Source organism: Pseudomonas syringae CC1557, assembly GCF_000452705.1.
GTDB classification, from domain to species: Bacteria; Pseudomonadota; Gammaproteobacteria; order Pseudomonadales; family Pseudomonadaceae; genus Aquipseudomonas; species Aquipseudomonas syringae_F.
Genome location: NZ_CP007014.1, coordinates 1,519,581 through 1,540,366, shown reverse-complemented (window position 1 = coordinate 1,540,366; position 20,786 = coordinate 1,519,581). Strand labels below are relative to the sequence as shown.

Sequence of the window (20,786 nt, the reverse complement as noted above, 5' to 3'; positions counted from 1 at the left end):
ATCCCCGAACCAGTCGGGGATTTTTTATTGGCTGATCAGCTCAGGAGCAGATCAGTCTTCGCGATAGCGACGCAGCTTGAGCTGCTTGCCAGCAACGCGGGTGTCCTTGAGCTTGGTCAACAGACGCTCAAGACCATCTTCCGGCAGTTCGACCAGGCTGAAGCTGTCACGGACCTGGATACGGCCGATCGCTTCGCGGGCAAGGCCGCCTTCGTTGAGGATGGCACCCAGCAGGTTCTTGGCAGCGATACCGTCACGCGCACCCAGCGCGGTACGGCAACGAGCACGGCCTTCGGCCAATGGAACCGGCGCACGACGCTCACGCTCAGGACGATCACCACGGTCGCTGCTACCGCTGCGCTCTGGACGATCACCGCGAGGCGCGTTGTTCGGAACCAGTGGACGCTCGCGCTCGATGGCTGCCAGGGTCAGAGCCTGACCGTTGGTAGCCTTGCGCAGCAATGCAGCAGCAAGGGCACGAGGGCTGCAACCGATATCGGCAGTCAGACGATCCAGCAGATCACCGTGAGTCGACTCGGCATCAGCTACCAGCGGCGACAGGCTGTTGGTCAGTTTCTTGATGCGCGCATCCAGGACGGCCTGGGCATCCGGCAGGCGGACTTCCGCAACCTTCTGACCGGTAACACGCTCGATCACTTGCAGCATGCGGCGCTCGCGAGGAGTGACCAGCAGCAGTGCACGACCTTCGCGACCTGCACGGCCAGTACGGCCGATACGGTGAACGTAGGACTCTGGATCGTAAGGCATGTCCACGTTGAACACGTGGGTGATACGCGGAACGTCGAGACCACGGGCAGCAACGTCGGTCGCTACAACGATGTCCAGACGGCCATCCTTGAGGGATTCGATAACGCGCTCGCGCTGGTTCTGGGCGATGTCGCCGTTCAGTGCAGCAGCCTTGTAGCCTTTGGCTTCAAGAGCGCTTGCCAGATCAAGGGTCGCCTGCTTGGTGCGGACGAACATGATCAGGGCATCGAAGTCTTCGACTTCCAGCAGGCTCAATACAGCCGAGGTCTTCTGGTCAGCGTGAACCAGCAGGTGAGCCTGCTCGATCGCGGTAACGGTCTGAGTCTTGGTCTGGATCTTGACGTGCTTCGGATCGCGCAAGTGGCGCTCGGCGATGGCACGGATCGACTGCGGCAAAGTAGCCGAGAACAATACGGTCTGCTTGGTTTCCGGCATGGCCTTGAAGATGACTTCCAGGTCGTCCATGAAACCCAGTTTGAGCATTTCGTCCGCTTCGTCGAGAACCAGATGGTTCACGGTCGCCAGGACTTTCTCGTCACGACGCAGGTGGTCGCAGAGACGGCCTGGAGTGGCGACAACGATCTGTGCGCCATTGCGGATCGCCTTGAGCTGAGGGCCCATAGGCGCGCCGCCGTAGACCGCTACAACGGTCACGCCCGGCATTTGTTTAGCGTAGGTCTCGAACGCGGTGGCCACCTGAAGTGCCAGTTCGCGGGTCGGGGCCAGGATCAGTGCTTGCGGCTCGCGCTTGCTCGGGTCGATACGATGCAGGATAGGCAGTGCGAACGCGGCGGTTTTACCTGTACCGGTTTGCGCCTGGCCGATCATGTCGTGGCCGGCCATGATGATCGGGATCGACTGCTGCTGAATGGCCGAAGGCTCTTCGTAGCCAGTGGCGATAACGGCTGCGAGGATATTTGGATGAAGTTCAAAAGCGGCGAAGCCGCCGATTTCCTGGGTCATGGGTCTGCCTCTAGTGCATCCGCAAAGACCCATGCTCCAAAGCTGCGCGTGCCGTGTACGACCCTAAAGTCACCCTGGCTGCTTTGTCGGCGGGGATTTGCGAAAACGTTTGATGAATGGATCGCCTAGGATAGTCCGCAGAGCGAACAAGCAGCCGAAGCTGGCTTCGGGAAATTGCAATACCTTGACGAGGGTCCTGTTAAAGACCGGCGCGCACTATACCGGAATTACGCATGAAAGTGAGTCTTTTTTTTACGAGACATTGCCCTCGGCGTAAGCAATAACAGGCCTTCAAAGCGTCGCCTCACTGATTGCGCAAGGCGCAGCCCCGCGTTTGCGGGGCCTGTCGCTTAAACGTTTAATCTGGCTTGGCGGATAACCGGTATTGCGGCCTACGTGGTGTGGCGAATTGTCTCACCCCGAATTCGGAAGGCGCTTGCCGCGATCTGTCCACTCAGGTTGCAGATCGGACCGCCTTGATCAACGCATCGAGCGAATAACCCAAATGAGGGGCCAGCGCCTCGGCACGCTGACTCAACGCCTCGATATCAAGCGTCTGATCCAGATCGGCAGGCACGATCAGAATGACATTGCCCTCTTTTACCGGCAGCTCCCAGTAATGGCGGTGATACAGACCACGCAACAGCGCTGCGCCCAGCGGCTTGCCGTCGTCGGTTGCCCACTGATTGATAATCAGCCAGCCACCGGGATTGAGGCGCTGCTGGCAGCTCTGCAGAAAATTCCAGGCCAGATGCCCGACTCCAGGCCCGACATCCGTGTACAGGTCGACGAAGATCAGGTCGGCCGGCTCGGCGCTGTCCAGCAGATCAAGCGCATCACCGATGCGAATATACAGACGCGGATCGTCATCGAGCCCCATGAACTCCATGGCCAGACGCGGCACGTCCGGGCGCAGCTCGATGACTTCCACGTCTTCCAGCGGCAGAAACTTCATGCACGCCTGCGTCAGCGTTCCGGCACCCAACCCCAGAAACAGCGCGCTTTCCGGGGCGTCATGGCACAACGCACCAATCAGCATGGCGCGGGTGTAGTCGTATTCCAGCCAGCTCGGGTCCGCCACAAACGTACAACTTTGCTCAATGGCATCGCCAAATTCGAGGAAGCGGTAATCCTCCACTTCCAGCACGCGGATCATGCCGAAGGCGTCATGCACCTCAGCCAGTATTCGCTCTACGCGCTCACGCTCTTCCGTCATTACCGTTCCTGGTCTGGTTGCGCCGGGCGCAAAACGCGAATTGTCCGGCAAGCGCGCGGCTTTGTCACATCTTGCAGGCCGCAACGCCATCCCGATGCTGTGCGCCGCACTGTCAGGCCCCCGACGAACTGCTAACATACCGGTCCGATTGCACAACCCTAGAGCCAATAATGAGCCAACCCTGGAGCCCCGACAGCTGGCGGGCAATGCCGATTCAGCAGCAACCTCAATACCCTGATGCGGCGCACCTGCTCAAGGTCGAACAGACACTTGCCAGTTACCCGCCGCTGGTGTTCGCTGGCGAAGCCCGCGAGTTGCGCCGTCAGTTTGCCGAGGTCACCGAGGGGCGTGCTTTCCTGCTGCAAGGCGGCGACTGCGCAGAAAGCTTCATGGAGTTTTCAGCCGCGAAGATTCGCGACACCTTCAAGGTGCTGTTGCAGATGGCAATCGTGATGACCTTTGCTGCCGGCTGTCCGGTGGTCAAGGTCGGACGCATGGCCGGGCAATTCGCCAAGCCGCGCTCGGCCAATGACGAAACCATCGACGGCGTGACGCTCCCGGCGTATCGCGGTGACATCGTCAATGGTATCGGTTTCGACGAGAAAAGCCGTGTGCCAGATCCTGAACGTCTGGTTCAGGCCTACAACCAGTCCACCGCGACCCTGAACCTGCTGCGCGCCTTTGCTCAGGGCGGGTTCGCCGATCTGCATCAAGTGCACAAGTGGAATCTGGACTTCATCGCCAACTCGGCGCTGGCCGAAAAATACAGCCAGCTGGCCGGGCGCATCGACGAAACACTGGCGTTCATGCGCGCTTGCGGCATGGACAGCTCGCCACAGTTGCGCGAGACCAGTTTCTTCACCGCCCATGAGGCGTTGCTGCTCAATTATGAAGAAGCCTTTGTGCGGCGCGACAGCCTGACCAACGATTATTACGATTGCTCGGCGCACATGCTATGGATTGGCGACCGCACCCGTCAGTTGGACGGCGCGCACGTTGAGTTCCTGCGTGGGGTGAACAACCCGATCGGCGTGAAGGTTGGCCCGAGCATGAACACCGACGATCTGATTCGTCTGATCGACATTCTCAACCCGGATAACGATCCGGGGCGCTTGAACCTGATTGCGCGCATGGGTGCCAACAAGGTCGCCGACCATCTTCCGCAGTTGATCCGCGCCGTCGAGCGCGAAGGCCGCAAGGTGCTGTGGAGTTCCGACCCGATGCATGGCAATACCATCAAGGCCAGCAGCGGCTACAAGACCCGTGACTTTGCGCAGATCCTTGGCGAAGTGAAGCAGTTCTTTCAGGTGCATCAGTCTGAAGGCACCTACGCCGGTGGAATCCATATCGAAATGACCGGCCAGAACGTCACTGAATGCATCGGCGGCGCCCGTCCGATCACCGAAGACGGCCTTGGGGATCGCTACCACACCCATTGCGACCCACGCATGAATGCCGATCAGTCTCTGGAACTGGCGTTTCTGATCGCCGAGACCCTGAAACAGGTCAGGCGTTAAGTAACGCACCGAGGTCAAATGCCCGCTCAACGCTTGAGCGGGTCGTCCCAGAAAGGACGCTCGACCTCCTGCTGAATATCGGCACGACTCAAACCCAGATCCTTCAGCGTTCCATCACTCATCTGCGCCAGACAGTGGCGTTGGCGATGCAGTTCCAGCCAGCGACGCAGGTGGTGCTTCAGCGCTATCAACGCCTTGCCAAACGGCGAATGTCCGGCGGATGTTACGGCGAGTACACACTCTTCTTGACCTTTCATCATCTAGCCCTCCCTGTGGATGACTAAAGTCTCGCGCAGGGCGTAGGATCAATCCAACGAATGTTTCTTATGCAGTCCATCTGGGAGATTGATGTATTGGCCCACTATCCGAGCATTGATACCGAACTGCTGCGTACCTTTGTAGCCATCGCCGATCACGGCGGATTCACCCGCGCAGGCGAAGCCGTCAATCGCACGCAGTCAGCGGTCAGCATGCAGATGAAGCGGCTGGAAGAGGATGTCGTGCAGCGCCAGTTGTTCCAGCGTGACGGCCGCACCCTTAACCTGACGGCCGAAGGTCAGGTGCTGCTCGGTTACGCGCGACGCATCCTCAAGCTGCACAGCGAAGTGTTCAACACGCTGCGCGAACCGCACATGGTCGGCGTGGTGAAAATCGGCTCTCCCGACGATTACGTCATGCGCTTTCTGCCCGGCATTCTGTCGCAGTTTGCGCAGGCTTATCCGCTGGTTCAGGTGGAGGTGCATTGCGAGCCTTCAGACCTGCTGCTGCAACGTCATGATCTGGACCTGACCATCGTGACGCGCAAGCCCGGCACCGAGATCGGCACGTTGCTGCGTCAGGAGCGCATGGTCTGGATCGAAGCCATGGGCTTTGCCCCCCACGAGCAGGCACCCATCCCGCTGGCGATGTTCAACACGCACTGCTTCTGTCGCGACTGGGCCTGCAATGCACTCGACACCGCAGGCCGCGAATATCGTATCGCCTACACCAGTTCCAGCATGGCAGCGATCACGGCCGTGGTCAGCGCCGGGCTGGCAGTGACCGCACAACTGCAAAGCCTGGTGACACCTGACCTGCGCATTCTTGGCGAGGCAGAGCAACTGCCACAACTGCCGACCGCCAGCATCGTGCTGCTGCGCAATCCGAAAACGCCCTCGCCCATCACCGAATGCATGGCCGAGTACATCATCGATGGGTTCAGACTTTAAGCGCGAGAATCACCGCACACAGCACCAGAAATACGCAGAACATCAGGCGCAACGTCCGCTCCGGCAGCGAATGCGCCAGCTTGACGCCCCAACTGATGCTGGCCAGACCGCCGATCGCCAACGGGATGCCCATCGACCAGTTGACGTGATCGTGCAGCGCATAGGTCACCAGCGTGATCCCGGTACTCGGAGCGGCCAGGGACAGCGCCAGCCCTTGCGCCACAACCTGCGTCGCACCGAACACGCTGGTCAGAATTGGCGTCGCAACTACCCCGCCGCCCACACCGAACAAGCCGCCGGTCACGCCGGAACCGACACCCAGCAGCCACAGCCACTTTTCATGACGCAACCCGGTGCTTGCCTGCTCTTTATGCCAGTACATCTGCGCGACGTTAAATACCGTCAGGACCACCAGAAAGCCGATAAAGCCCAGGCGCATGCCTTGAGGATCAACCCTTACGGCCAGCAGTGACGTGAGCCAGGCAAGAAAGAAACTGGGGATGATCAGCATCAGCGCGTTGCGCAGCAAAATCCGGTTACGCTGATTGTAGCGCCACAAGGCGAGCAACACATTCGGCAACACCATCAACAACGCGGTGCCTTGGGCCAACTGCTGATCCAGCCCAAACAGCACACCCAGAGCCGGAATCGCCACCAGCCCGCCGCCAATCCCGAACAACCCGCCGAGGGTGCCCATTGCGGCGCCGAGCAACACAAACATTACAATTTCAATCACACTGCGTCCCCAACCATCCAATGGCCAAATGCTACGCAGACCTGCCCGCGATCAACACCCGGTAATGCCTGTTTTTTCGTAAGTCGCACATGATGACATTGCTGCCAGCCTGCACGTGCGCAAATTATACGGCGCGTTAAACACCGCAACACTGAGTTAAACTCATTTCACCGAGTACGAGGATCAGACATGAGTGCAGACAAGAGCCCGCCCCACCTTGAGTCCGCCGATTGCGACTCGCTGCTGCTGGATAACCAATTGTGTTTCGCCCTCTACTCTACGTCGCTGATGATGACCAAGGTCTACAAGCCCTTGTTGCAGGCGCTTGGCCTGACCTATCCGCAGTATCTGGCGATGATGGTGTTATGGGAAAAAGACGGACTGACGGTAGGTGAGGTCAGCACCCGCCTTCTGACCGATCCCGGTTCGCTGACGCCCTTGCTTAAACGCCTGGAAGGCGAAGGCTTCATCAGCCGTACGCGAAGCAAGGAAGACGAGCGCGTGGTGTTGCTGCATCTGACCGAACAAGGCAGAGCATTGCAGCACAGGGCGCTGAGCGTTCCCGGCTGCATTCTCTCGAACAGCGGCCTGAACATGGAAAAGCTTCAAGCGCTGCAAGCCCAGTTGCTGGACTTGCGCGACCATCTGCATCAAAGCCTTTGACGGCAGGTCAGCAGGCGGCCTGACTGTCGCCTGCGATAAGGCAATCTCCAGCAAGCCAGCTATCGTTACCTTTCAATACGCCCTGACAGGGCCGCTGTAGCCGCGCCATCACGCTCCAAACCAAGACCCTATCGCTCTTTTCGAAATTTAGCTTGCGCGCAAACTATTGAACAGCTATCTTTTATCCAATATTAATTAGCGCGCAAGTATATTGCGTAAAAATCACTGTCAAAATGAGGTTTCACCATGGATACGCTTTACACCGCAGTTGCAACCGCCACCGGCGGCCGTGATGGCCGTGCTGTTTCCGACGACAAGATTCTCGACGTCAAGCTGGCGACCCCGAAAGAACTCGGCGGTGCCGGCGGCGCAGCCACAAACCCCGAACAACTGTTCGCTGCGGGTTACTCGGCCTGCTTCATCGGCGCGCTTAAATTCGTCGCCGGTCAAAGCAAGCGCAGCATTCCTGCCGACGCCTCGATTACCGCTCATGTCGGTATCGGTCAGATCCCTGGCGGTTTCGGTCTGGACATCGACCTGCATGTCAGCCTGCCCGGCCTTGAGCAAGCCGACGCCCAACAACTGGTCGACGCAGCTCACGTAGTCTGCCCTTACTCCAACGCCACTCGCGGCAATGTTGATGTGCGCCTGCATGTGACTGTCTGATCCCGCTTGAAGCCAGAATGCGGCTGATCAGCACGAATTTCAGGCGTAAAAAAACCCGCAGCGATGCGGGTTTTTTACGTAACGGGGTTACAAAACCATGCTTACTTCGCACGGCCTTTGTAGGAACCGCCTTCACGGGTATCGATCTCGATCATGTCGCCGATTTCGATAAAGTCAGCAACGCTCAGCTCGGTGCCGTTTTTCAGTTTGGCAGGCTTCATGACCTTGCCCGACGTGTCGCCACGAGCGGAACCTTCGGTGTAGTCAACCTGACGCACGATGGTGGTTGGCAGCTCTACCGAAACCAGACGGTCTTCGAAGAACACCGCTTCACAGACGTCGGTCATGCCTTCTTCGACGAATGGAAGAACGCTTTCGATGTCTTCAGCGTTCAGCTCGTACATGGTGTAGTCAGTGGTGTCCATGAACGTGTAAGTGTCACCGCTGATGAAAGACAGGGTGGCTTCCTTGCGATCGAGGATCACGTCGTCCAGCTTGTCGTCAGCGCTGTAAACGATCTCGGTCTTGTAACCGGTCAGCAGGTTTTTCAGCTTGGTCTTCATGATCGCGCTGTTACGACCGGATTTGGTGAACTCAGCTTTCTGAACCAGCCAAGGATCGTTTTCGAGACGGATCACAGTACCGGGTTTCAGCTCTTTACCAGTTTTCATTGCATATATCCGAATTTGGATGAATTAACCAAAGGCTCTGTACGAGAAATAGCCTGCGCGGGCACTTTTCGTACAGAGCCTTATATCAAGGCCGCGTATCATAGCGAATTTCCATAAAACTGTACCAGCGCCGTGGCGAGATCAGTCTGCAAGGCCTGTTGCAGACACCAGCGCTCGGCGTGCTTTTCGATTTCAGGCCAGTGATTCAGCATTGCCTGCCAGTGTTTGCCGAGGTCACCACCCGCATTCCAGCTTTGCCAGAACCGGTTCAAAGCCTGCCCGGCGATTGGCGAAAGTCCGTCCAGATAAAGCGTCAGAAATGCATCGAGCTTCGGCAGATGGGCATCGTCTTCCTGCTGGTAGATATGCCAGAGCATGGGACGCCCTGCCCACTGTGCGCGAACGAACGAGTCTTCGCCGCGCACGACATTGAAATCACAGCTCCACAGCAACGGGTCGTAATGCTCCTGGCGCATGAACGGTAGAACCTGAACCGTCAGCGCGCTTCGCACATGTATCGCTCCGGCTTTCAGCGCGTCCTCCAGCCCAAGCCAGCGCTGCAAATCGCCAAGAATGCGCCCTTCCGGCACCAGCAAATGAGTCGGCCGACTGTCGCTGGCCAGCGACTCCAGCCAACTGCCCAGCGTCGGGTTTTCGTAGGCAAATACCGAGATCAAACGTGCGTCGGCCAAGGGTTCTACACCCAGCCCCTGCAAAAAAACCTGCCGGGCGGCGCGGTCTTTCTGGAATACCTGCCGTCGCCCGATCAAATCCTTTTCGCGCAGAAGGCCTCCGGTGGTCTCCGGAAATCCGGGAAAAAAGAAGAATTTCTTCAGGCCATTGGATTGCGGCGATGGTAAACCGTGGCAGCCCGACACCCAGTCTTCGGCACTGAGGTAATCAAGGTTCAACCACAAGGGCTTGGGCGAGCGTTGCAGCATCGACTCGACATAAGGCGCCGGGAGGCGGCAGGCAAACGCTTCGATGACCACGTCCGGAACATCGCTACTCACCCATTGCGCAGGCCAGTGACAGACGGTAACGCCGGCATGCACCTGCTGCGCAGCCTGCGGATCGGCGTCCGGGTACAGCCGGACAAAGGCTGACAAATCGTCTATCCACAAGCGCACATTCAGACCGTGTTCGGCGACCAGCTGCCGTGCCAGACGCCAGGTCACGCCCACATCACCGTAGTTGTCGACTACGCTGCAAAAAATGTCCCAAGAGGCTTTCATCCTGCTCCCTGAGTCTGGATGGCAAAGCGCTGATTGTCGTTCAGAACCACCGCTCACCACCAGCCTCGCGCCCGGAAAACGTGCGGCACAGTTTTCATGCCCGGCCATCAGGCATGGCACAATCACATCTGCTGTCCCTGCCAGGAGCTCAACCATGTCATCCGTCACCCGCCGTCGCGACCTGTATGTGTCACTGAAGCTGATTGTCTGCATTGCACTGGGTATCTGGCTGGGTGCCATGGCGGTGTTCCTGACCGGCCTGTTGTATTACAAGAATTTGCCTCCTGCTCAAGCCAGGGTGCTGGAAAATGCAGCCGTCCAGCTCAACGCCCCGCCGGCACAAAAGACGGGGAATGCGGCCGAGCCCGAGACTGAAATGTTCCGTAAATACGAGCAAAGCCTGCGTGAAAGCGAGGCCAGACAGGCTCGTGAACAGGTGCAGGAGCAACAGTTGCGCACGTTCAGCCGTTCCAAATGCGATTTCTGGCTACAGCAGGACCGCACCGCGCCAAGTGAGAAGAGCCGTGCCAGCATCAATCAGTTCTGCGGATAATTCATGAACAAGCAAGATGTGCTGCAATTGATCATCGACAAGCTGAAAATCGATCTGGACATCGCGCAACGGGCCGCGCAAACCGCTTACGAGACAGCCACACACGAAGAAAACATTGCCGAGAACAAGTACGACACGCTGGGGCTGGAGGCTTCTTATCTGGCTGCGGGACAGGCGCGTCGGGTCGAGGAAATACGCCAGTCACTTGCGCTGTACCAGAACTGGTCACTCAAGCCGTTTGATGAATCGCGGGGTATTCAGACCGGTGATCTGGTCGTGGTAGAAGCTGAAAACGGGCAGACGCAATCTCTGTTCCTCGGCCCTGATGCTGCCGGACTGAAAGTATTCGCCGCCGACCGATTGATCACCGTCATTACAGCGCGCGCACCCCTGGGGCAGAGTCTGCTGGGCAAACTCGAAGATGATGCGGTGCAGATTGTCATCAATGGCAGCGGACAATCCTATGAGATCACTCAAACCTTGTGACACAGCCCGCAATTACAGGGTTGATCGCGCCAAGTTTTTATGGGTAAGGTGAGCCGTCGCTACAACCACTGCAACAGGGGCTACATCAAAGCAAGCAAGGACTTAAACCCAAGGAGATTTTTCATGACGAACGTCATCTCATTCCCTGACGCCCATGAACGTGATCGCCTGAAGTCCAGTCAAGATCCGGCGTTGAGGTACCTGAACAAAAAAGAGCGACAACTGATCGACCAGTTGCGGTCGACCAGCCATGCAGGACGGCAGTACGTTTACGATTATGCGAGCATCATGCACTTGTCCAGGCCCTTATATCCTGAGCCAGTGGACTGAAGGCGTACCGTAGAACCTGACCGTGAGCTGCACCGATGCGTCGGCGCAGCTCGCATAAGTCAGCGGATCAGCGAAAAGATCAGTGCCGAGATAGCAATCAGGCCCGCAGCAACCACAAAGTAGTTGGACCAAGCGCCTGCATACTTGCGCATCGCGGGCACTTTGTGGATCGCGTACATCGGCATCAGGAACAGCAACACCGAAATCACCGGCCCCCCCAGGTTCTCGATCATGCCCAGAATACTTGGGTCGAGTGTAGCTACCACCCAGCACACCACCAGCATGAACGCCGCCGTCATACGGTCCAGGGCTTTCGCGGCCGGACGACGTCCGGACTTCAGCACCAGCCCTTTCAAGCCCTCGCTGGCGCCGATGTAATGGCCGAGGAATGACTTGGAAATGGCCACGAACGCAATCAGCGGCGCGACGAAGGCGATGGTCGGGTTGTTGAAGTGGTTGGCCAGGTAGGACAGGATCGAGATGTTCTGCGCCTTGGCTTCAGCCAGATGCTCTGGCGACAGGGTCAGCACGCAGCTGAACACGAAGAACAGCACCATCACCACCATCAAGACATGGGCGCGGGCCAGAATCTGCGAACTACGCACTTCGGCATTCTCGCCGTACTGGCGCTTCTGATCCACCGCGAAGGCCGAGATGATCGGCGCATGGTTGAAAGAGAACACCATCACCGGAATGGCCAGCCACAAGGTCGACAAGAACGCCGAGGGCTCAGGCAGCGTAGTTGCGGTGCTCAGAATACCGCCTGTCCAGTGTGGAATCAGGAACACGGCCAGAAACAGCAGCGCGACGATAAACGGATACACCATCACGCTCATGGCCTTGACGATAAACCGCTCGCCGCAGCGAACCAGCGCCAGCAGGCCCATGATCAGCACGAAGGCCAGCGCGGCACGTGGCGGCGGCGTGATGTGCAACTGGTGCTCGAGAAAGCTGCCCACGGTGTTGGTGAGGGCCACGCTGTAGATCAGCAGGATCGGAAAGATCGCGAAAAAATACAGCAAGGTGATCATCGCTCCGGCGCTTTTGCCGAAATGCTGTTCGACCACCTCGGTGATATCGGCACCTTTGCTGCCGGACAGCACGAAACGGGTCAGGCCACGGTGCGCGTAGAACGTCATGGGAAACGCCAGCAGCGCCAGGGCCATCAACGGCCAGAAACCACCGATGCCTGCATTGATGGGCAAGAACAGAGTACCCGCGCCAATGGCGGTACCGAACAATCCGAGCATCCAAGTGGTGTCATTACGATTCCAAGAGGCGATGCTCTCGGGAGCTACGTCCAGACGTTCTACGACGTCATTAGCCTGTTCATTCATCCGGTCGACTCTCCGTGGCCGGTTTATCAGAAAGAGAAGCGCGTCAAAAACGCTGGCAGCTCGGCGCTCCCCTCGAAAACAGCGGGCGGAATTGTCCGGGATTGGCAACAGAAGTCAAAGGCTTGTAGGACAATAATTACCAGGCGCTGAGACCCTTCTGCTGCGCAAGCCTTTTGCAGCAAGGGCTGGCGCTCGATCAACTATTATCGAAAGCATGGCGTTTTTTAGCCGTGTCGGCTAATCGAGGCGTCATCAACTGCCTCACATTCAGGCACAGTTGCGCGTTACGCATAAAAAGGGATGCGCGATACCATGCCGCGCGCACGTCAGGCCTGCGAGCTTTCAGTTGCGCAAATGACCGTGCACGTAACCGAAAGCCCTTCCAAGAGCCGAAATAAATGCTGAGTATCAACGCAGGGCCCTTTGCCATGGCCGTGACCCACTTGCTGCTGCTGACGGCCCTCGTGTTGGCGACACAGGTGGAAGCCCGATGCATGCGACATGACAAAGCAAAAAAGACAGCAATATTCGGACTGTTCATTTTTGGCCTCATCACGGCCCGTGTCGCCTTTGTGATTGCCTACTTCGCTCAATACCGTGATTCGCCATGGCAGACGCTAGACATTCGTGATGGCGGCTTTCTGGTCTGGCCGGGGATCGGCGGCGCCGTACTGGTCGGTTTGATCATCGGTTGGCAGCGCCCCAGGCAACGTCGCGCACTGGCGTTCGGGCTTGGCACCGGGCTGCTTGTCTGGATGCTGGGCGGCCTGATCCTGGACCACTATCAACAAGGCGCATCGTTGCCCGAAACAAACCTGCTCAACATGAACGGCAAGCAGGTCAACATCGCTGATTACCAAGGCAAGCCAATCGTCATAAACCTCTGGGCGACCTGGTGCCCTCCATGCCGAAGGGAAATGCCGGTACTGCGAGATGTGCAGCTGGAGCGGCCGGACATTGTGTTTCTGTTCGTCAATCAGGATGAAAGTGCCGATACAGTCAGCCGCTATCTATCGCTGCAAGGCCTGGAGCTTCGCAACAGCCTGCTGGACATGGACGGCGAGTTTGCCCGGCAGGTCGGCTCTGTCGCGCTGCCCACTACATTATTTTATTCGCCACAAGGGCGCCTGACGGGCAGCCACCTCGGCGAGATGTCCAAAGCCAGTCTGACCCATTATCTGGACACTCAAAGCGGACTTGGTTCGCAGGATTCGGTACCAGGTAGCAATCAGGAGTGAAAGCCTGCTGCATCGATTCATCTATCCCTGTATAAATGCGCTGACACATTGGTCATCTCTGGAGACTCAGCGCATGCGTTACGCGCTCGATCATAAGGCCCAAACCCATCAACGCATCGTCAAGGAAGCGTCCATGCGCTTCCGCCGCGACGGCATTGGTGCTACCGGCTTACAACCTTTGATGAAAGCACTCGGCTTGACCCATGGTGGCTTTTACGCGCATTTCAAATCCAAGGATGATCTGGTCGAACAGGCATTGAGTCACGCCCTCGACGAGGTAAAAGGAATCACCAGCGAAGTTTTTGCCAGACCGGACTCGCTCAGTGAATTCATTGATCTCTATCTCTCTCTAGCCAGTCGCGACGCCCCCGATGGCGGATGTCCCCTGCCCAGCATGTGTCTGGAACTGGGGCAACGCGACCAACCCAGCGAGGTCACAGATGAAATCATCCTTCACTTGCTCGAACTGTTTGATAAAACGCTTTCCGGGACAGGTTCCGCATCGAAAAGCATGCCGATACTGTCTACCCTGGTAGGCGGCCTGGTACTATCACGCAGTGCTTTCGACGAGGAGTTGTCACAGCGTATCCTGGACACCACCAGGAACTATCTCAAACAGGAGATAAGGAAAACTGCAAACTAATACAACGGAAGATGCCCCAGGATAATGTTCCGCTCTATTATAAAAAACAGGCCGATCAATGATCGGCCTGTTTTTTTTCAGAGGTGACAACAATCAGTCAATTGCAAGCTTGTCGCGATTCCTCTCCAGAATGGCCTTGCCAATCCCTTTTACTTCGATTAACTCATCCACCGAAGTGAACTCGCCGTTACCTTCCCGGTAAGCAACAATCGCGTCAGCCTTGTTCTTGCCGATACCCGCCAACTCTTTCTGAAGGGTCTGTGCATCAGCCTTATTGAGGTTGACTCTGTCGCTGCGCTGCTCCTGAACAGCCGCAGCCTCGGTCGGAGGCTGAGACACCGGTGCGGCATTTACCGCGACGGAAGCACTGGTGAGCAGGGCAAATACCAGAGCGCTGAAGAGAGTGGTTCGCATAGTTAAAGCTCCATAGCAGTTCAAGGCAGCATTCCAAATGCTGTTCCCGAAACTTAGACCAATGCTTGCCGGTAGAGAAGACGCGGAGCGTTGCGACGTATGTCCATATCAATCAGCGTGTTTCTGTGCTGGACGAACGCTCAGGTTTTTCAATAAGAATCACTTTCGCCGCTGCGTTCCTGATACATCCAGTCAACAATTTCGCCTTCCGGCGTATAACCATTTACCGTTTCGCGCAATAACTGACGGACGCTGTTGTAATCATCCTGTTCAACGGCAACCAGCAATTTGGTCAGTCGACCTTTCAACACATCCCAAGGCAGGAAGTCTTCACTCGCGCTCATGATCATCGGATGTTCAGTGGCCACGACATTGTCGCCAATCAACAGCTCTTCATAGAGCTTTTCACCGGGGCGCAAACCGGTGAACTCAATCGAGATGTCACCCTGTGGATTTTTTTCCGAACGAATCGCCAGACCTGAAAGATGAATCATCTTTTCAGCCAGCTCGACAATCTTGACCGGCTCGCCCATGTCCAGCACGAACACATCCCCGCCATGCCCCATCGAGCCTGCCTGAATGACCAACTGAGCCGCTTCGGGAATGGTCATGAAGTAACGGGTGATCTTCGGATGAGTCACCGTCAGCGGCCCGCCAGACTGGATCTGCCTGTGGAACAGCGGGATGACTGACCCCGATGAACCCAGCACGTTGCCGAAACGGACCATGGTAAAGCGGGTCTTGTTGACCTGATGCACGTTAGCCTTGTCACCAAAGATAACCGGAGCCGTTTCACGGCTCAGCGCCTGCAATATCAGTTCGGCCAGACGCTTGGTGCTGCCCATGACATTGGTAGGCCTGACGGCCTTGTCGGTGGAGATCAGAACGAAATTGGAAACACCGGCCTGCAACGCCGCCTGAGCGGCATTGAGGGTGCCTACCACGTTATTGATGACACCTTCGGCGATATTGTGCTCAACCATCGGTACGTGCTTGTAGGCCGCAGCATGGTAGACCGTGTCGACCTTCCAGGTTTTCATGATCGACAGCAGCTTGGGATGATTACGCACCGAACCGAGGATGGGCAGTAACTTTACCGAAAGCGACTCACGCGCAGTACGCTGTTCGAGTTCGGACAGAATGCTGTACAGGTTGAACTCACTGTGATCCAGCAACAACAACTGCGTGGGTTGCAGTAACAGAATCTGACGGCACAATTCGGCACCGATTGAACCTCCGGCACCGGTCACCAGTACAGTCTTGCCCTTGATGCAGTGTTCGAGCAGATTTTCACGCGCGGGAACGGAGTCACGCCCCAACAGGTCGGCGATATCGACCTCTTGCAGGTCATCGACCTTGACCCGTCCGGCAGCCAGATCCATGAAGCCCGGGACGCTTCGCACTTTAATCGGAAAGCCTTCCAGAAAGCCCAGTATCTCGCGCCGACGGCCTCGCGAAGAAGAAGGAATCGCCAGGAGGATTTCCTGAGCCCCCGTGGTGTCGATCATCCGCTGAATATTGCGCGGTTTGTAGACCTGGAGGCCGGAAATCACCCGATTGGAGATGGACTCATCGTCATCAATGAACGCCACCGGATGCATCAACCGCCCCATACGCAATGCTGCGACCAACTGGTTGCCCGCAGCCCCGGCGCCGTAGATCGCAACCTTCTGCAAGCCATTGTCGCTTTTGGCGAAGGGCACATGCTGGGCAGCGGCGAACCAGTCACCCAGAAAGTACTGCCTCATTGCCAGGCGCAGGCCGCCAATCATCACCATGCTCAACCACCAGTAGTTGAAGATGACCGAACGCGGGACCAGTTGCTGGTGGTTACTGTAGACGTAGACCATGCACCCCAGAATCAACGAGGACATGGTCACGGCCTTGATGATCGCAATCAGGGCATCGTTGCCGAAGTAGCGCATGACTGCACGGTACATGCCGAAGCGTATGAACAAAGGTATGGCGGCGAGCGGCGCACTGATGAAAAGCCAGGTGTGCTTTTCCAGCGGGTTTATCAGTTCATCGATACCCAGACGTACGACAAACGCCATCCAGAGGGCGAGCCAGACAAGAACCACATCAGTAGCCACCTGAAGAATGCGCTTCTTGCGACGGGGTAGAGCCAGCAACCTGGCCCGCAACCTGCTCATCAATTGTTTAATGCTCCCGCTATGCACCGACTGAACATCACGTGAAACCGGTGACTGTGAAACCGCCACGTTCCTGAGACAACCAGAAAATCGCTTCGTTACATCCTTTCCGCCCCGCCGGCCCTGAACCTCAGTGCCAGCAAAACAAGGGGGACATAGGCAATTGCCGTCCATGTCAGCCCGTCTCCTCCCTTCAACGCTACCCACATCGCCACGGGCAGCAACCAGACCAGATTGATCAGGCCAACAGCCAATGTGACGGGCAAATGCCTGCCGTAACGCCGTGAAGCAAACTGGTAGGCGTGACTTCGATGAGCCTCATAAATCTTTTCGCCACGCATCAGACGACGAAAAAGCGTCACAGTAGCATCGACGATGAAAACGCCCAGCAGAATCAACCATGACCAGAATAACTGAGATGAGGCCCAGGAAGCCTGAACCGAAAGCACACCGAGAACCAGCCCGAGAAATCCGCTACCGGCATCACCCATGAATATTCGTGCTGGCGGAAAATTCCAGTAAAGAAAACCGGCAACGGCCGCAGCCAGAAGCAGAGGGCTCCACACCAGTCCAGCGAAGCCTGCCATGACATAGATCAGGCTCATACCTGCGCATACGGTGACAGCCTCGACACTGGCGATCCCGTCGATGCCGTCCATGAAGTTGTAAAGATTCAGCATCCATACCAGGTAGAAAGCCGCTAGGACCTGCCCGACCACGCCGGGCACAAAGGTCCATCCCATGACAGTCAAGGGTGCAAGCCCACCTATCCAGGCCAGCGCCCATCCGGCAGCAACGAAATGCCCCAGCAACCGCCAGCGTGCGGCGATATGGCCATGATCGTCCATGAAACCGATCAGTGCGACCAGGCCGGCTGAGCCGAAGATGGCGACCAGCGCCGATGTCGACAAAAGACCTACCCATGCCAGCATCGATAGCGCCAGTAAAAAGGCAACGACAATCGAGACGCCACCACCTCGCGGAGTGGGTATGGAATGCGAACTGCGCGCATTGGGCATGTCGATCAGACTTCTGGCCAAGGCATATTTGCGCAATGACGACGTTAAAATCAGAGACAGCAGCGCAATAGCGATTACTGACAGCCACTCAATCATGCTTATCATGTCCCGGCTTTTTATACTTTAAAAAATATCGAGCAGTATCCTGCATAGCGTCCTCAATACTCACCGGCGGACGCCAGTCCAGCATCGTACAGGTTTTACTGATATCAACCTGCAAAGAGCTGCACAAGCGCTGCGAAAATGCTCTTTTCCCCAGCAGTGCCGCTGCGCCGTTCAACACGGCCGCAGGCACGGGCAATAATCTGGCAGGCTTGCCAAGCGCATTACCGATCGCTCGCAATAACCGTGTCGTTGAAACATCGTCCCCGTCGCTGACCAGGAATGTCTGATTCGCCGCCGCAGGATGATGGATGCAGACCAGTATCAAATCAGCGAGATTGTCTACTGCCACCAGACTTCGTCGATTGTGGATCGCACCAAGCGGTAGCGGTATGCCTCGGTCCAGCCAGCGCATCATGTTCATGAAATTGGCTTTCACACCCGGCCCGTAAACCAGAACGGGACGAATGATCACCACTTCCATGCCGGTGCGGGCAGCCAACTCACGCAGCCCTTCTTCGGCTTTCTGCTTGGAGACGCCATAAGCATCCAGCGGCTTGCAGGGGTCATCGGCCCTGAAAGGCTCACCCGGCAGCGTGAACTCGCCATTCGCCTTGATGGAGCTGAGAAATATGAAACGTCTTACCCCTGCTGCTGCAGCCTGCTCAGCCAGGTTCAGGGTCGCAGTGACATTGGCACGAAAGTATTCCTGATCCGGCTCCGCAGACTGATCGTTCAAGACATGAACACGGGCCGCACAATGAACAACCACATCGGCACCCGTTACAAAACTTTCCCATCGGTTATCAGGTGCAAGTGACTCCACATTTACAACGTCGACGCGATCTGCAGAAAAATGATGTTCGCCCCTGACAGCGACCCGAACAGCATGCCGTGTCTTGTCGAGCAACCGGCGAACTACTGCCCCCCCCACAAAACCCGTTGCACCTGTTATCGCAACCAATGCAACTTCATCATTCATTCAGGCGTGCCTTCAAATGGACCAAATATTCCTTATACGACGTTTTTTGACAACTAAAATATTTTTCAATTCATTGGATAACTTCCTAGAACACACAGGACCTTCCTGAGTTCGCAACCCTGTTATATACGCCACAGGTAAACAGGTATTCAAATGTGGCCGCCAAAGTGGCTCATGACAATGAGCCACATAACGGCATCACCTATCAAGGAATGATCAGGTCAACGACGCGTCTTTCGAAGGTATATTTGCGTGCCAGAACACTTCCCAGCGCCTTTTTCGCGGCGGCCTCGCCGTGCACCAGCCGGATCTCCCCCGGCCACTCGCTCATGCCAGTCACGAACTCGACCAGACCAGCCTGATCGGCATGGGCGGAATAGCCCTTGGCCGTATGCACACCGGCACGAATGTCGTAACGCTCGCGATCAAGCTCGACATAGCCACCGGATGGACCGTGAGCCTGAATGGCAGCGCCAGGTGTTCCCTTGCCCTGATAGCCGACAAAAACCACGTTATGCCGGCTGTCGCCCACCATGGCTTTCAGGTAATTGACGATCCTGCCTCCGGCACACATTCCATTACCGGCAATCACGATGGCAGGACGCGCGGTGCTGGCGAGGTAATTGACGGTACGCACATGCTCTTCATGGGTATCGACAGTGACCAGTTGAGCAAAGCCCAGAGGTGCCCTACCCTCATCGAGGCGTTCGCGGGCATCTTCGTCCCAGTAGTCTTCGAACGACTGATAAACCTCTGTGAAGCGCTTGGCCAGAGGCGAATCAAGGATGATCGGCAACCGCGACCAGCCCGCAGGGCCACTGTTACCGCAGTTCTCGGCGGAAGTGGCCAACAGCGCCTTGCGGCGAAGGATATCTTCGAGTTCGTAGAGCAGCTCCTGAGTGCGCCCGATGCTGAACGCCGGTATCAGAACGGTGCCCTGATCTTCCAGCGCCTTGTCGATGATTCGCTCAAGCCCCTGCTGACGAATGCTGCGGTCATCGTGGAGACGGTCACCGTAAGTGCTTTCCAGAATCATGATATCCGCGCGCTCTGGCGGCTTTGGCGTGGGCAGGAATGGCGTATGAGCTGCGCCCAGATCACCGGAAAAAACCACGCGCCTGGAACGTTCTTCCAGCGGATAGTGCAGGTCGCATTCCACGTAAGCCGACCCCAGAATATGACCCGCGCGCTGCAGACGAACCTTGCAGTGCAGCGCTTCGTTATCGACCAGACTGAACCAGTTGTCGAATGGCAAGGCAATGATGCGCTTGCTGATTTCCTTCAATAATTGCTCGGCCAGCAGCGGGTCATGCGCCAACTGGATTTTAAGGATGTCTTCCATAACCAGCGGCAGCAGATGGGCACTGGGCTCACTGCACAATATGGGCCCCTTGTAGCCCGCAGCCAGAAGCTCGGGAATACGCCCGACATGGTCATTGTGTACATGACTGATCAGCAGCGCGCTGATCGACTCGGGGGCGAATTCGAATGAGCCGGCCTCTGCCCGCCCGGCTCGCTCCTGTACCGAACCGCAATCGATCAGCAGGTTGCTGAACGCATCCATGCATAGTTGATGACAAGAGCCCGTTACGGTGTCGATAGCGCCGTGATGAATGATATCCGGATAGTACATGCAGTTCCCTTATTTCGCCGATCTGGAGTTGTCGTCTGGCACTTCCCGGCATCAGGTCTGGAGCGCAAGTTTCGACGCATTCCAGGCTCGAAAGTCTTGTTTTCAGGATCTGACCCATGGCTGTTAAAACCAGAACAATCAACAGTGCGAAAAGAATATAACCGCAGTGCTCTTTAAAATGGCGACGCTAGTTTAAAAAGCGAACATTCCTACACAAAAAGGTAACTAATATTCAACTAAGTAGAGAATAACC

Annotated in this window: 21 protein-coding genes; 9 read left to right on the top strand and 12 right to left on the bottom strand. The window is 56.8% G+C overall.

Going from position 1 to position 20,786, the window contains the following annotated elements:
• Positions 1-51: 51 nt before the first annotated feature.
• Positions 52-1,764 carry a DEAD/DEAH box helicase gene (locus N018_RS07200; RefSeq protein ID WP_195757169.1) on the bottom strand — a complete coding sequence of 571 codons (1,713 nt, stop codon included), beginning with the start codon at positions 1,762-1,764 and terminating at the stop codon, positions 52-54.
• Between the two features lie 421 nt (positions 1,765-2,185).
• The gene (locus N018_RS07195; RefSeq protein WP_024644605.1) at positions 2,186-2,947 is read right to left on the bottom strand and encodes a spermidine synthase; all 762 of its coding nucleotides are present in this window, start codon (positions 2,945-2,947) and stop codon (positions 2,186-2,188) included.
• Positions 2,948-3,117: 170 nt separating this feature from the next.
• Here N018_RS07195 and N018_RS07190 point away from each other — a divergent pair, with 170 nt between their 5' ends.
• The gene (locus N018_RS07190; RefSeq protein WP_025389212.1) at positions 3,118-4,464 is read left to right on the top strand and encodes a class II 3-deoxy-7-phosphoheptulonate synthase; all 1,347 of its coding nucleotides are present in this window, start codon (positions 3,118-3,120) and stop codon (positions 4,462-4,464) included.
• A gap of 26 nt (positions 4,465-4,490) precedes the next feature.
• On the opposite strand, the gene N018_RS07185 is transcribed toward N018_RS07190, so the two are convergent.
• Positions 4,491-4,724 (bottom strand): DUF1127 domain-containing protein, encoded by a 234-nt coding sequence (locus tag N018_RS07185; RefSeq protein ID WP_024644603.1) that lies wholly within the window; start codon positions 4,722-4,724, stop codon positions 4,491-4,493.
• A gap of 66 nt (positions 4,725-4,790) precedes the next feature.
• On the opposite strand from N018_RS07185, the gene N018_RS07180 reads away from it, so the two are divergent.
• Positions 4,791-5,672: a LysR substrate-binding domain-containing protein gene (locus N018_RS07180; RefSeq protein WP_038401096.1), complete on the top strand. Its 882-nt coding sequence runs from the start codon at positions 4,791-4,793 to the stop codon at positions 5,670-5,672.
• Here the strand turns inward: N018_RS07180 and N018_RS07175 are convergent.
• A complete protein-coding gene (locus tag N018_RS07175) occupies positions 5,662-6,408 on the bottom strand; it encodes a sulfite exporter TauE/SafE family protein (RefSeq protein WP_024644601.1) in 747 nt (248 codons plus the stop codon). The genes N018_RS07180 and N018_RS07175 overlap by 11 nt on opposite strands.
• Before the next feature lie 189 nt (positions 6,409-6,597).
• Here N018_RS07175 and N018_RS07170 point away from each other — a divergent pair, with 189 nt between their 5' ends.
• The gene (locus N018_RS07170; protein WP_025389210.1) at positions 6,598-7,071 is read left to right on the top strand and encodes a MarR family winged helix-turn-helix transcriptional regulator; all 474 of its coding nucleotides are present in this window, start codon (positions 6,598-6,600) and stop codon (positions 7,069-7,071) included.
• 246 nt (positions 7,072-7,317) lie between these two features.
• Positions 7,318-7,737: an organic hydroperoxide resistance protein gene (locus tag N018_RS07165; protein WP_024675860.1), complete on the top strand. Its 420-nt coding sequence runs from the start codon at positions 7,318-7,320 to the stop codon at positions 7,735-7,737.
• A 101-nt stretch (positions 7,738-7,838) separates the two neighbouring features.
• Here N018_RS07165 and N018_RS07160 read toward each other — a convergent pair whose 3' ends face one another.
• Entirely contained in the window at positions 7,839-8,408 is a 570-nt protein-coding gene (locus tag N018_RS07160) for an elongation factor P (RefSeq protein ID WP_002554550.1), read from the bottom strand.
• A 98-nt stretch (positions 8,409-8,506) separates the two neighbouring features.
• The gene (earP, locus tag N018_RS07155) at positions 8,507-9,643 is read right to left on the bottom strand and encodes an elongation factor P maturation arginine rhamnosyltransferase EarP (RefSeq protein ID WP_025389209.1); all 1,137 of its coding nucleotides are present in this window, start codon (positions 9,641-9,643) and stop codon (positions 8,507-8,509) included.
• A 154-nt stretch (positions 9,644-9,797) separates the two neighbouring features.
• Between earP and N018_RS07150 the strand changes: the two genes are divergently transcribed.
• From N018_RS07150 to N018_RS07140, 3 genes are all read left to right on the top strand, one after another.
• Positions 9,798-10,196 carry a hypothetical protein gene (locus N018_RS07150; protein ID WP_025389208.1) on the top strand — a complete coding sequence of 133 codons (399 nt, stop codon included), beginning with the start codon at positions 9,798-9,800 and terminating at the stop codon, positions 10,194-10,196.
• Between the two features lie 3 nt (positions 10,197-10,199).
• On the top strand, positions 10,200-10,682 hold the full coding sequence (locus N018_RS07145; RefSeq protein ID WP_025389207.1) for a GreA/GreB family elongation factor: 483 nt from the start codon (positions 10,200-10,202) through the stop codon (positions 10,680-10,682).
• Positions 10,683-10,805: 123 nt separating this feature from the next.
• Entirely contained in the window at positions 10,806-11,012 is a 207-nt protein-coding gene (locus N018_RS07140) for a hypothetical protein (RefSeq protein WP_025389206.1), read from the top strand.
• A 59-nt stretch (positions 11,013-11,071) separates the two neighbouring features.
• Here N018_RS07140 and N018_RS07135 read toward each other — a convergent pair whose 3' ends face one another.
• The gene (locus N018_RS07135) at positions 11,072-12,349 is read right to left on the bottom strand and encodes an aromatic amino acid transport family protein (RefSeq protein ID WP_025389205.1); all 1,278 of its coding nucleotides are present in this window, start codon (positions 12,347-12,349) and stop codon (positions 11,072-11,074) included.
• 398 nt (positions 12,350-12,747) lie between these two features.
• Between N018_RS07135 and N018_RS07130 the strand changes: the two genes are divergently transcribed.
• Entirely contained in the window at positions 12,748-13,587 is an 840-nt protein-coding gene (locus tag N018_RS07130; protein ID WP_025389204.1) for a TlpA disulfide reductase family protein, read from the top strand.
• 73 nt (positions 13,588-13,660) lie between these two features.
• Positions 13,661-14,230, top strand: coding sequence for a TetR/AcrR family transcriptional regulator (locus N018_RS07125; RefSeq protein ID WP_025389203.1), 570 nt, complete (start codon positions 13,661-13,663; stop codon positions 14,228-14,230).
• Positions 14,231-14,323: 93 nt separating this feature from the next.
• Here N018_RS07125 and N018_RS07120 read toward each other — a convergent pair whose 3' ends face one another.
• The 5 genes from N018_RS07120 to N018_RS07100 form a co-directional block, all read right to left on the bottom strand.
• The gene (locus N018_RS07120) at positions 14,324-14,644 is read right to left on the bottom strand and encodes a ComEA family DNA-binding protein (RefSeq protein WP_025389202.1); all 321 of its coding nucleotides are present in this window, start codon (positions 14,642-14,644) and stop codon (positions 14,324-14,326) included.
• A gap of 149 nt (positions 14,645-14,793) precedes the next feature.
• Complete coding sequence (locus tag N018_RS07115; RefSeq protein WP_024644592.1) at positions 14,794-16,797, bottom strand: polysaccharide biosynthesis protein; 2,004 nt, start codon at positions 16,795-16,797, stop codon at positions 14,794-14,796.
• Between the two features lie 98 nt (positions 16,798-16,895).
• Positions 16,896-17,912 carry an MraY family glycosyltransferase gene (locus N018_RS07110; protein WP_024644591.1) on the bottom strand — a complete coding sequence of 339 codons (1,017 nt, stop codon included), beginning with the start codon at positions 17,910-17,912 and terminating at the stop codon, positions 16,896-16,898.
• Complete coding sequence (locus N018_RS07105; RefSeq protein ID WP_025389201.1) at positions 17,905-18,900, bottom strand: UDP-glucose 4-epimerase family protein; 996 nt, start codon at positions 18,898-18,900, stop codon at positions 17,905-17,907. The genes N018_RS07110 and N018_RS07105 overlap by 8 nt, the downstream gene beginning before the upstream one ends.
• Positions 18,901-19,105: 205 nt before the next feature.
• Positions 19,106-20,533: an MBL fold metallo-hydrolase gene (locus N018_RS07100; protein ID WP_025389200.1), complete on the bottom strand. Its 1,428-nt coding sequence runs from the start codon at positions 20,531-20,533 to the stop codon at positions 19,106-19,108.
• Between the last annotated feature and the right edge of the window lie 253 nt (positions 20,534-20,786).

Coding starts and splice junctions, on each gene's coding strand:
- N018_RS07200 (WP_195757169.1), bottom strand. CDS start 1,764: ATGGGTCTTTGCGGATGCACTAGAGGCAGACCCATGACCCAGGAAATC.
- N018_RS07195 (WP_024644605.1), bottom strand. CDS start 2,947: ATGACGGAAGAGCGTGAGCGCGTAGAGCGAATACTGGCTGAGGTGCAT.
- N018_RS07190 (WP_025389212.1), top strand. CDS start 3,118: ATGAGCCAACCCTGGAGCCCCGACAGCTGGCGGGCAATGCCGATTCAG.
- N018_RS07185 (WP_024644603.1), bottom strand. CDS start 4,724: ATGATGAAAGGTCAAGAAGAGTGTGTACTCGCCGTAACATCCGCCGGA.
- N018_RS07180 (WP_038401096.1), top strand. CDS start 4,791: ATGCAGTCCATCTGGGAGATTGATGTATTGGCCCACTATCCGAGCATT.
- N018_RS07170 (WP_025389210.1), top strand. CDS start 6,598: ATGAGTGCAGACAAGAGCCCGCCCCACCTTGAGTCCGCCGATTGCGAC.
- N018_RS07165 (WP_024675860.1), top strand. CDS start 7,318: ATGGATACGCTTTACACCGCAGTTGCAACCGCCACCGGCGGCCGTGAT.
- N018_RS07160 (WP_002554550.1), bottom strand. CDS start 8,408: ATGAAAACTGGTAAAGAGCTGAAACCCGGTACTGTGATCCGTCTCGAA.
- earP (WP_025389209.1), bottom strand. CDS start 9,643: ATGAAAGCCTCTTGGGACATTTTTTGCAGCGTAGTCGACAACTACGGT.
- N018_RS07150 (WP_025389208.1), top strand. CDS start 9,798: ATGTCATCCGTCACCCGCCGTCGCGACCTGTATGTGTCACTGAAGCTG.
- N018_RS07145 (WP_025389207.1), top strand. CDS start 10,200: ATGAACAAGCAAGATGTGCTGCAATTGATCATCGACAAGCTGAAAATC.
- N018_RS07140 (WP_025389206.1), top strand. CDS start 10,806: ATGACGAACGTCATCTCATTCCCTGACGCCCATGAACGTGATCGCCTG.
- N018_RS07135 (WP_025389205.1), bottom strand. CDS start 12,349: ATGAATGAACAGGCTAATGACGTCGTAGAACGTCTGGACGTAGCTCCC.
- N018_RS07130 (WP_025389204.1), top strand. CDS start 12,748: ATGCTGAGTATCAACGCAGGGCCCTTTGCCATGGCCGTGACCCACTTG.
- N018_RS07125 (WP_025389203.1), top strand. CDS start 13,661: ATGCGTTACGCGCTCGATCATAAGGCCCAAACCCATCAACGCATCGTC.
- N018_RS07120 (WP_025389202.1), bottom strand. CDS start 14,644: ATGCGAACCACTCTCTTCAGCGCTCTGGTATTTGCCCTGCTCACCAGT.
- N018_RS07115 (WP_024644592.1), bottom strand. CDS start 16,797: ATGAGCAGGTTGCGGGCCAGGTTGCTGGCTCTACCCCGTCGCAAGAAG.
- N018_RS07110 (WP_024644591.1), bottom strand. CDS start 17,912: ATGATTGAGTGGCTGTCAGTAATCGCTATTGCGCTGCTGTCTCTGATT.
- N018_RS07105 (WP_025389201.1), bottom strand. CDS start 18,900: ATGAATGATGAAGTTGCATTGGTTGCGATAACAGGTGCAACGGGTTTT.
- N018_RS07100 (WP_025389200.1), bottom strand. CDS start 20,533: ATGTACTATCCGGATATCATTCATCACGGCGCTATCGACACCGTAACG.